Origin of the sequence: Streptomyces sp. NPDC058683 (assembly GCF_042716195.1) — a bacterium.
GTDB lineage: Bacteria > Actinomycetota > Actinomycetes > Streptomycetales > Streptomycetaceae > Streptomyces.
This window is the reverse complement of the sequence record NZ_JBHXSK010000111.1, coordinates 1-9502: the sequence shown is the minus strand read 5'-3', so window position 1 is coordinate 9502 and position 9502 is coordinate 1. Positions and strand designations below refer to the sequence as shown.

Sequence of the window (9502 nt, the reverse complement as noted above, 5' to 3'; positions counted from 1 at the left end):
ACCACCCCACTCACCCAACAACAACCCACGCTCACCCCCAACCAACACATCAACCCCACCCACCCGCACCCCCGGATCCACCCCCACCAAACCCAACACCCCAACCAACCGCCCCACAAACCCCTCCACCCACCCCCCACCAAACACATCAACCGAAGCCGTCACCATCCCGGACAACGAGGTTCGGCCGTCCTCGCCCACGACCTCGCCCAACGTGATGTCGAGGTCGAACTTGGCCGGCGTCGCACCGGCCGCCATCGGCCGCACCTGTACACCGGGCAGGTCCAGAGCCGCCGTGGCGTTGTTCTGCCAGGTGAACATGGTCTGGAACAGCGGGTGCCGAGCCAGGGACCGGGCCGGCGCCAGGGTCTCCACCAGCCGCTCGAAGGGCACGTCCTGGTGGTCCAGTGCTTGCAGGCCGGCTTCGCGTACGCGTGTGAGCACGTCGGTGAAGGTGGGATTACCGGTCAGGTCCGTGCGCAGGACGAGGGTGTTGACGAAGAAGCCGACGAGGTCGTCCAGCGCCTTGTCCGTCCGGCCCGCCACCGCCGTACCGATCGGAATGTCCTCCCCCGCACCCAACCGCGACAACAACACCGCCAACGCGGCCTGAACCACCATGAACAACGTGACGCCGCGTTCACGCGCCAACGCGGCCAGCCGCGCGTGCACATCGGCGGGTACGTCGATGTGCACGGTGTGACCCCGGTGCGACGCGACCGCAGGGCGTGTCCGGTCGGTGGGCAGATCGAGTTCCTCCGGCGCCCCCGCGAGCGCCTCCCGCCAGTAAGCGACCTGGGCGGCCAGCAAGCTGTCCGGGTCGTCTTCCGCTCCGAGCAGTTCCCGCTGCCAGAGGGCGTAGTCGGCGTACTGCACGGGCAACGGCTCCCAGCCCGGCGCACGCCCCGCACACCGCGCCGCATACGCCTCGGACAGATCACGGGCCAACGGCCCCATCGACCACCCGTCCCCCGCGATGTGGTGCAACACCACCATCAGCACATGCTCGTCCGCACCCGTCTCGACCAACAGCGCCCGCAACGGAATCTCAGCCGCCAGATCGAACGCCCGCTCCGCCTCGGCCGCCACCAGGCCTTCGGCCTGTTGCTCGCCGGCGTGTGCGACCCGTAGCACCTCGCCCACCTCGTCCGGTGTCAGCACCCGCTGGAACGGCTCCCCGTCCACCACCGGGAACACCGTGCGCAACACCTCGTGGCGGGCCACCAGGTCCGACAGCGCGGTGCCCAGGGCACCGACGTCGACTCGCCCCGTCAGGCGCAGCGCCGCCCGGATGTGGTACGTCGGACTGGGACCCTCCAGTTGGGCCAGGAGCCACAACCGGCGCTGGGCGAACGACAGCGGCACTCGTTCGGGCCGTTCCCACCGCACCAAGCCCACCCGGGCCGGACCGGTGTCGCCGATCCGCGCCGCCAGTGCGGCCGGAGTCGACGCCTCGAACAGCATCCGGACCCCTGCCTCGACCCCGAAGACGCTGCGGACCCGGGACACCAACCGCATCGCCAGCAGCGAATGGCCGCCCAGGGCGAAGAAGTTGTCCTCCGCCCCGACCTGTTCCAGGCCCAGGACGTCGGCGAAGAGGTGACACAGGATCTCCTCGTCGGCGGTGGCGGGCCCGCGACCGCCGGCGTTCAGGCCGTACTCCGGCGCGGGCAGGGCCGCGCGGTCCACCTTTCCGTTCACCGTCAGCGGCAGCTCGTCCAGCACCACCACCGCGGACGGCACCATGTACTCCGGCAGCCGTTGTCCCAGGAAGGCGACCGCGTCTGCCGACAGGTCCGCACCCTTGGCGGAGTTGCCTCCGTCTTCGGGCACCACGTAGGCCATGAGGCGCTTGTCCCCGGGGGTGTCCTCCCGGACGACGACCACGGCTTGGGCGACGCCCGGGCAGTCGGACAGGACAGCCTCGGCCTCGCCCGGCTCGACCCGGAACCCGCGGACCTTCACCTGTTCGTCCGCGCGGCCGGCGAAGACCAGCCGGCCGTCGGCCGTCCAGCGGGCCAGATCGCCGGTCCGGTACATGCGGCGGCCCGCCGCACCGAACGGACAGGCGACAAAACGCTCTGCCGTCAGCCCCGGCCGGCCGTGATATCCGCGCGCCAGACCCGCTCCGGCCACGTACAGCTCGCCCACCACCCCACGCGGTACCGGCCGTAGTCCACCGTCGAGGAGATAGACCTGGGTGTTGTCCATCGGACGGCCGATCGGTGGTGTCTCCGGCACCGCCGCGCCGTCCCCGACGGCGTACTGGGTCGCGCAGAACGTGGTCTCCGTCGGGCCGTACACGGGCCGCACCGTCACTCCCGGGCATGCCTCGAGCACCGCTGTCATCGCCTGTGCCGGTACCACGTCGCCCCCGGTCAGCACCTCCCGCAGTCCGGTGAAGCACTCGGGGTCCTCCTGCGCCAGAACCCGCAGCAGCCCGGCCGGCACCCAGACATGGCTGAGCCCATGCGCACCGATCAGTGTTCGGATGAGCCCTCCGTCCAGCTCGTCGGTCGGAGCCAGCACCACCGTGCCGCCGACCGCCAGCGTCACCCACAGTTCAAAGACCGACGCGTCGAACGCGTACGGCGCGTAAGCCAGGACGCGTGTGGGCGCCGACTCCTCCCAGCACCGGTCCATCGCGCGTGCCACCACGTCCCGCTGGGAGACCACCACGCCCTTCGGCCGTCCCGTCGACCCCGACGTGTACATCACATACGCGGCCGCGTCGGGGCGGCCCGGTCCCGCCGACACCGGATCCGCCGTGGCCATCTCCGCGACCACACCCGGGTCGTCCACGCACACGACGGGCACGTCCAGCTCTTGCGGGACCATCCCGGCCAGGCCGCTCACGGTCACCGCGCACACCGGCCTGCCGTCGGCCAGCATGAAGCCGACCCGGTCGTCGGGATACGACGGATCGACGGGCAGATAGGCACCACCCGCCCTCCAGACCGCCAGCAACGCCACCACCAGGTCGACCGACCGCTCCAGCATGACCGCGACGACCGATTCCGCACCCACCCCACGCGCCGCCAGCACCCCGGCCAGACGCGACACCCGCTCGTCCAGCTCCGCGTACGTCAGACGCTCGTTCCCGCACACCACCGCCACGGCATCGGGGCTCCCGGTCACCCACTGATCGACCAGCCGGGGCAGTGTCGTGTCCACGGCGGGGGTGAAGGTGTCGTTCCAGCCCGTCAGAAGCTGCGCGAGCTCGGCACCGGGCAGGATCTCGATCCCTCGCAGGGATCTCTGCGGCGCGTCCTCCAGGGCGGCGATCAGTCCCTCAAGAGCAGTGTGCAGCGACGCGCACACCGGTTGCGGGTCCACCGGAGCGACCACGTCGACCGTCAGCTCGAACTCGGTTCCCAGGTCGTCGACCGCCAGCACCAGCGGATAGTTCGTTCGGTCCTCGGCGAACAACAGCGCGGCGCCGCCCGCCCTGCCCCGCCGGTCGTCGGTGTTCGCCGCGGTCCGACGGCTGTGGCGGTAGTTGAACAGGGAGGTGAACAGCGGAGCGGAGGGGGGGACGTTGCTGGCTTTCTGGGCGAGCGACAGGGGGGCGTGCTCGTGCACCAGCAGGCCCGCCAGCTGGGACCGCATCGCCTGGACCGCGCCCAGGACGTCCAGGCTCTCGACGTCCACCCGTACCGGCAGGGTGTTCATGAACGGGCCGGGGATCCGCTCGGCGCCCACGCCCGCGTTCATCCGGCCGAGCAGTACCGTCCCGAACACCACGTCACCGCGCCCGGACAGACTGGCCAGCACCCGCGCCCAGGCCACGTGGAACAGCGTCGCGGGGCTCGTTCCCAGCACGCGCGCCTGCTCCCGCACCCGCTGCGCCAGGTCTTCGTCCACGGCCAGCCGCCCCTGCTCCACATCGGTGCCGTCACCGTGGGCGTCGGAGAGGCCGAACGGCAGCGTCGCCTCGGTGACGTCTTCCAGCAGGGCCGTGAAGTACTCCTCGTGCTCCTGACGGGAGACGCCGAGCCGGGCCTGGGCGACGAAGTCGCGGAACGGCAGCGGCGCCGGCAGCGCGTCCCCACGGCCCGCCATGAACGCCGCGACCTCACCCAGCACCACGTCCGCCGCGGTGTGGTCCTGCAGCAGGTGATGTACCTGCACCAGCGCGAGCCACCGGTCACTGCCGGGTTCCGCCGCCACGTGCACCCGCATCAGCGGGGCTCGCCGCACATCCATCCAATGTCCGGCCACCGCCAGCAGTTCCGCGACCGGATCGGCCCCGTTCGGCGGCAGCGTCACCTCTGTGACGGGGACGACCGCGGACCGCCACACCACCTGCACCGGCTCGGGCAGCCCCTCCCAGAGCACTCCGGTCCGGTAGATGTCGTGCCGGTCCACGACCCGCTGCAACGCCGCGACGAACGCGTCCAGCCGCTCACGGGATCTCAGGGCCATCACCATCGGTATGAGGTACACGTCCGCCTCGCCGGGCTCCGCCAGCAGGTGGTGGAAGAAGATGCCCTCCTGCAGCGGAGCCAGCGGATACACATCCGCCACGTTCGCCGCCCCACCCTCGACGGCCTCACACACCAACTCCACCTGCGCCGCCGTCAGATCCACCAACGGCAGCATCTCCGGCGTGATCACCTCCGCCCCGTCCGGAACACCGTTCGGCGGCACCTCCACCTCGGCACCCGCCCCCACCACCGCGAGCGCCGCAGGCGTCGGCGACTCGAACAACACCCGCACCGAAACGCCCAACCCCCGCTCACGCAACCGCTGCACCAACGACACCGCCAACAGCGAATGACCGCCCAACTCGAAGAAGTTGTCCTCCACCCCCACCCGCTCAAGGCCCAGAACCTCGGCGAACACCTCACACACGATCTCCTCGGCCACCGTGGCAGGCCCCCGCCCACCACCGGCCACCGCATACTCGGGAACCGGCAACGCCGCCCGGTCCACCTTCCCGTTCACCGACAACGGCAACGCATCCAGCACCACCACCGCCGACGGCACCATGTACTCCGGCAACCGCAACCCCACAAAGCCACGAAGGTCCGCAGCAGCAACATCCGCGTCCCCGGGCACCACATACGCGACCAGCCGGCCATCGCCGGGCACATCCTCACGTGCGACGACAAACGCCCGAGCGACTCCGGGATGCGCGGCCAGGACCGCCTCGACCTCACCCGGCTCGACGCGGAACCCCCGGATCTTCACCTGCTCGTCCGCGCGTCCCACGAACACCAGCCGGCCATCAGCCGTCCACCGGGCCAGGTCGCCGGTCCGGTACATCCGCTCCCCCGGCCCCCCGAACGGGCACGCCACGAACCGCTCGGCCGTCAGGGCGGGTTGGGCCCGGTAACCCCGGGCCAGACCGGCTCCCGCCACGTACAGCTCTCCCACCACTCCGGACGGAACCGGCTCCAGGAATCGATCGAGCAGGTGGACACGGGTGTTGTCGATGGGCCGGCCGATCGGGACGCTCGTCCCGTCCGCTCCGGGTCCCGACCGCCAGAAGGTGGTGTCGATGGTGGTCTCGGTCAGCCCGTACAGATTGTGCAGGCCCACGCCCAGCAGGTCCGTCACCCGGCGATGCAGGTCGGCGGGCAGCACCTCACCACCGCTGAACACCATCCGCAGGCTGCCGGAGTCCGCCGCTGTGGGCTCGGCGACGAACGCCGCCAGCATCGAGGGCACAAACTGCGCGACGGTGACCTGTTCACGCCGGATCAGCTGTGCCAGATACGCCGGTTCGCGATGCCCCTGCGGTGCGGCGACCACGAGCACCGCCCCGGCCGTCAGCGGCCACCACAGCTCCCACGCCGACGCGTCGAACCCGAACGGCGTCTTGTGCAGCACCCGGTCCCGCTGCTCCAGACCGAACTCCCGCTGCATCCACGCCATATGGTTGGCCAACGCTCCCTGCGTGACCACCACGCCCTTCGGCTGCCCGGTCGACCCCGAGGTGTACATCACGTACGCGGCGCTGCCGTCGTGCGGCACGGGGCGCTCCGCCTTCTCCGGCTCACCGCCCCCGGCGCCGAGTCCGCCCCCGGCCCCGCCCTCAAGAGCCCACTCCGGACTGTCCAGGGCCAGCACCGGGACGGCGGTCCCTTCGGGAAGGACAGCGGAATGCTCGACGGTGGTCAGCACACAGGCCGGACGGGCGTCCGCGAGCATGCGTGCCAGCCGCTCACCGGGATGGCCTGGATCGACGGGCAGGTAGGCGGCGCCGGCCTTCCACACCGCCAGCAAGGCCACCACCAGATCGACCGAACGCTCCAACACCACCGCCACGACCGCGTCCGCGCCCACGCCCACGCCACGAGCGGTCAGTTCCCGCGCCAGCCTGGTCGCCCGTTCGTCCAGCTCCGCATACGTGACCCGCTCGTTGCCGCACACCACGGCCGGCGCCTCGGGGGTACGCTCCACCCACTCCTCGACCAGCTGGAGCAGCGTCACATTCACTGTCGCGGTGGCAGTGTCGTTCCAGTCGTTCAGCATCTGCTCGCGCCGGGCGCCCGGCAGCACCGCAACGCCACGCACCGGGCTGTCCGGTGCGTCTTCCAGAGCGGTGATCACGCCCTCCAGAGCAGTGTGCAACGACGTGCACACCACGTCCGGATCGCCCGGATCGATCACGTCGGCGGTCAAGGCGAAGCCCGCGCCGTTGTCGTCCACAGCCACAGCCAGCGGGTAGTTCGTGAGCTCCTGGTTGTGTACCAGCTCCACGCCGGCCAGGCCGTGTCGCCCACCGTCAGCCGGCCGGCCCCCTGGCCGGCTGCTCCGGCGGTAGTTGAAGAGAGAGGTGAACAGTGGGGTGGCGGGCGGGACGTTGCCGGCCTTCTGGGCCAGGGACAGGGGGGCGTGCTCGTGCACCAGCAGGCCCGCCAGCTGAGACCGCATCGTCTGCACCGCACCGATGACGTCCAGGTCGGCTACGTCCATCCGTACCGGCAGGGTGTTCATGAACGGCCCCGGAACGCTCTCGGCACCGGCCCCGGCGTTCATCCGGCCCAGCAGTACCGTCCCGAACACCACATCACTGCGCCCCGACAGACTCGCCAGCACCCGCGCCCACGCGACATGGAACAGTGTCGCCGGAGTCACGCCCAGCTGACGTGCCTGCTGCCGCACCCGGTCCGCCAGCCCCTCGTCGACCGCCTGCCGCGTTCGCCGCACACCGGTGCCGTCGCCTCGGGCGTCGGAGAGACCGAACGGGAGGGTCGGTTCCGTGACGTCGCCGAGCAGACCGGTGAAGTACTCCTCGTGCTCCTGACGGGAGACCCCGAGTCGGGCTTGGGCCACGAAGTCGCGGAACGGCAGCGGCGCCGGGAGCTCCTCGCCGCGGCTTGCCATGAAGGCCGCGACCTCGCCCAACACCGCCTCCAGCGCGGTGTGGTCCTGCACCAGGTGATGCACCTGCACCAGGGCAAGCAGGCGGCCACTGTCCGGCTCCGCCCCCACATGCACCCGCAGCAACGGGGCCTGGCGCACGTCCAGCCACGCGCCCGCCGCAGCCAGCAGTTCAGCCGTGGTGTCCCCGTTTCCGTTTCCGGCGAGGGTCACCTCGGTCACTGGCACCACCGCGTGCCGCCGCACCACCTGCACCGGCTCGGGCAAGCCCTCCCAGACCAGCCCCGTCCGGTAGATGTCGTGCCGGTCCACCACCTGTTGCAACGCTGACAGGAACGCGTCCAGCCGTTCACGTCCGTCGAAGGCCAGCGTCATCGGAGCCAGGTACACGTCCGCTTCCCCGGGCTCGGCAAGGAGGTGGTGGAAGAAGATCCCTTCCTGTAGCGGGGCCAGCGGATACACGTCCGCCACGTTCGCCGCCCCACCCTCGACGGCCGCACACACCAACTCGACCTGCGCCGGGGTCAGATCCACCAGCGGCAGCATCTCCGGCGTGATCACCTCGGCCCCGTCCGGAATGCCGTTGGGCGGCACGTCCACCACGCCACCGCCATGACCATCGCCAGCCGCGGCCAACCCCGCCGGCGTCGGCGACTCGAACAACGCCCGCACGGACACCCCGAACCCGCGCTCACGCAACCGCTGCACCAACGACACCGCGAGCAGCGAATGGCCGCCGAGCTCGAAGAAGTTGTCCTCCACCCCCACCCGCTCCACGCCGAGAACCTCGGCGAACACCCCACACACGATCTCTTCCGACACCGTGGCAGGCCCGCGCCCACCACCAGTCCCCGCGTACTCGGGCGCCGGAAGCGCGGCCCGGTCCACCTTCCCATTCACCGACAACGGCAGCACATCCAGCATGACCACCGCGGACGGGACCATGTACTCCGGCAGCCGTAGCGCCACAAAGCCACGAAGGTCCGCGGCAGCAACATCCGCGTCCCCGGGCACCACGTAGGCAATGAGCCGCTTGTCACCGGGCGTGTCCTCGCGTGCAACGACGACCGCCTGAGCTACCCCCGGATGAGCAGCCAAAGCGGCCTCGACCTCGGCAGGTTCGATCCGGAAGCCACGGACCTTCACCTGGTCATCCGCCCGGCCCACGAACACCAGCTGCCCATCAGCCGTCCAACGGGCAAGATCCCCCGTCCGGTACATCCGCTCACCCGGCGCCCCGAACGGACACGCCACGAACCGCTCCGCCGTCAACCCCGACTGAGCCCAGTAACCACGGGCCAGCCCAGCCCCGGCCACATACAACTCCCCCGCCACCCCCGGCGGAACAGGCAACAAGCCCTGGTCGAGGAGATAGACACGGGTGTTGTCCATCGGCCGGCCGATCGGCAACACCGACGGAACCCCCTCGCCACCCCCCGTGACGTACTGCGTCGCACACAACGTGATCTCCGTCGGCCCGTACAGATGCCGCACCACCACACCCGGACACGCCTCCACCACCCTCGCCACCGACAACGCCGGCACCACATCCCCACCGGTGAGCACCTCCACCAGCCCCTCAAAGCACCCCGGATCCTCATCCGCCAGCACCCGCAACAACCCCGCCGTCACATGCACACGACTCAACCCGTACGCAGCAACCAACGAGCGAATCGCCCCGCCGTCCAGCTCACCCGACGGAGCCAGCACCACCGAACCACCACGACCCAACGTCACCCACAGCTCAAACACCGACGCGTCGAACGCATAGGGCGCATACCCCAGCACCCGCCCCGGCTCGTCACCCCAACACCGGTCGGACACCAACTCGACGACATCCCGCTGAGTGACCACGACACCCTTCGGCGTACCCGTCGACCCCGACGTGTACATCACATACGCGGCCGCGTCGGGGCGGCCCAGTCCCGCCGACACCGGATCCGCCGCCGCTATCTCCGCCACCACAGCCGGGTCGTCCACACACACCACCGCAACCGCAGCCTCCGGCGGCAGGACGTCCGCCACACCACCAGCCGTCACCACGCACGCCGGAGCCGCATCCGCCAGCATGAACGCGACCCGGTCCACCGGATACGACGGATCGATCGGAAGGTAGGCAGCCCCCGCCTTCCACACCGCCAGCAACGCCACCACCAGATCAACCGACCGC

1 protein-coding gene is annotated in these 9502 nt (G+C 70.5%); it reads right to left on the bottom strand.

Annotated elements, in window-relative coordinates; translation table 11 throughout:
* Positions 1-9502: amino acid adenylation domain-containing protein (locus ACFWXC_RS52630; RefSeq protein ID WP_384491421.1), on the bottom strand; the 9502-nt coding region annotated here is incomplete at both ends.